This window comes from Mesorhizobium qingshengii (assembly GCF_900103325.1).
Taxonomy (GTDB): domain Bacteria; phylum Pseudomonadota; class Alphaproteobacteria; order Rhizobiales; family Rhizobiaceae; genus Mesorhizobium; species Mesorhizobium qingshengii.
Genome location: NZ_FMXM01000084.1, coordinates 1 through 2,233 on the forward strand (window position 1 = coordinate 1; position 2,233 = coordinate 2,233).

Below are 2,233 nucleotides of genomic sequence, written 5' to 3' on the forward strand. Positions count from 1 at the left end.
CGCGGAGGCGACGCGTCTGCAGGTGACGGACATCGATAGCGGCCGGATGGTCATTCGCATCGAGCAGGGCAAGGGCGGCAAGGACCGCTATGTGATGCTGTCGCCGCAGCTGCTGGAGATTTTGCGCGTCTATTGGCGGTTGACCAAGCCGGGGCGATGGCTTTTTCCCCGGCGCGATGGCCGCGGCCCGATCCACCCGCAGACCTTGGGGATCGCCTGTCGAGCAGCGTGCGAGTTCCTGGGCATTGAGAAGCGGGTGACGGTGCACACCCTTCGCCACAGCTTCGCCACCCACCTTTTGGAAGCCGGCACGGACATAAGGATCATTCAGGTGCTGCTGGGCCATCGCAGCCTGGCGACGACGACACTATACGCCCAGGTATCAACGGCTGTGATCGGTCGGACCGCCAGTCCTTTTGACCAACTCCACATGGAGATCACGCCGCCCGGCTGAGCCGCGCGCCATGCGCCCGGATCTGGAAGTGGCGGATGTATTCCACCGTCACGGGGATGATTATCGCCGCGACCATGCCGGCCATCTCGGGCGTGTCGAGCGCCGGGTCATGGCTGGGAGGCGTGCCGGACCGCGGCCCTGGGCGGTCACGCCGAACACTGCACCGACTGCGGCCTCGTGCGGCAAGCCTATAACTCCTGCCGCAACCGCCACTGCCCTAAGTGCCAGGGCCTAGCCCGCGCCCAGTGGCTGGCCCAGCGTCAGGCCGAGTTGTTGCCGGTCCCATACTTCCACGTGGTCTTCACCTTGCCGGCCCAAATCGCTGAGATCGCCTTCCAGAACAAGGCGGCGGTCTATACGATTCTGTTCAAGGCCGCATCCGAAGCCTTGAGGGTGGCGGCGGCCGATCCCAGGCATCTGGGCGCCGCTATCGGCGTGGTCGCCGTGCTTCATACTTGGGGTCAAAATCTCCACCATCATCCGCATGTCCACTGCGTCGTGCCGGGCGGCGGCCTGTCGCTCGAGCCTGCCCCGGCGAAGGCCGGGGACCGGCGATGGATCGCCTGCCGGCTGCCCGTGCGGGTTCTGTCGCGCCTGTTCAGGCGGCTATTCCTGGAGCACCTGCAGGACGCCTTCGACGCCGGCCAGCTTCGCTTCTTCAGCGATCTCGCCAGCCTGGCCGACCCTGCCACTTTCTGCGCCCAACTGGCTGGACTGAAGCGGATCGAATGGGTCGTCTACGCCAAGCCCCCGTTCGGCGGTCCCGAACAGGTCCTCGCCTATCTGGGCCACTACACCCATCGCGTCGCCATCGCCAACAGCCGCCTCGTGAGCCTGGACCAGGGAAAGGTCAGCTTCCGCTGGAAGGACTATCGCCACCACGACAAGTCCAAGCACAAGCTCATGACCTTAAGCGCCGACGAATTCATCCGGCGCTTCTTGCTGCACGCTCTTCCAGACGGGTTCCATCGCATCCGCCACTACGGCCTCTTCGCCAACGGCCACCGCGTCGCCAAGCTCGCCCAGTGCCGTCTTCTTCTGGCGGCGCCCACGCCGCCGACGCCGGACCCGACCGCCGACTATCGCCAGCGTTACCGCTGTCTCACAGGGCGCTCCCTGGACATCTGTCCGGCCTGCGGTGGCGCCATGGCCTCGCTCGGCCCGATCCCGCGCAAGGCCCCGACCTGGCCAGACACCTCATGACACGCTGCGCACCGATACGCTCGCACCGTCCATCCCGGCGTCTGCTACAGTCGCCGCCGGGCCTTTGCGCGCCGCTAGTCAAAGTCGCAGCCTGGCTATCGCCAGCAACGCTGCACCTCAGCGCCAACGACCCAATGGCGCCGTCTCCCGCGTCGCAGATGGTCCTGCATCGCGACGACGGGCGACTGCCCCAGAGCGATCGGCGAGCCCGCTCCGGCGCCTCGGACCAACTGTCGAGCCCTAAATCCCCATAGCCCCGCCCGCCATCCCACGGTTCAGTTCAATCAGGCTTCAATGTAGTCGCGACCCGTGCGTGCCCGCCCAATCGCGCCCGCGACCACACAGAACCCTCCAGATTCCCACTATGACCCGACGCAAAGAACCTGTGATACCGAATGATCTTCTCGACCAGCTTCTGGCAGGCGGGGCAGCCAGTGCTGCGTTCGAACAGGGCGGCCTGCTGGATACGGTCAAGAAGGCGCTGACCGAGCGCGCGCTGAACGCGGAGATGGACCATCATCTGGCGAGCGGCGAAGACGCTGGCAACACGCGCAACGGTTATGGCCGCAAGACGGT

Annotated in this window: 1 protein-coding gene and 2 pseudogenes; all 3 read left to right on the plus strand. The window is 65.9% G+C overall.

Going from position 1 to position 2,233, the window contains the following annotated elements; genetic code table 11:
- On the plus strand, nucleotides 1–454 hold a 454-nt coding region (locus BLS48_RS34370), incomplete at its 5' end, for a tyrosine-type recombinase/integrase (RefSeq protein WP_167365356.1).
- A 10-nt stretch (nucleotides 455–464) separates the two neighbouring features.
- Nucleotides 465–1,657, plus strand: a pseudogene (locus BLS48_RS34375) (IS91 family transposase).
- A 364-nt stretch (nucleotides 1,658–2,021) separates the two neighbouring features.
- Nucleotides 2,022–2,233 (plus strand): annotated as a pseudogene (locus tag BLS48_RS34380) (IS256 family transposase); the annotation flags it as partial.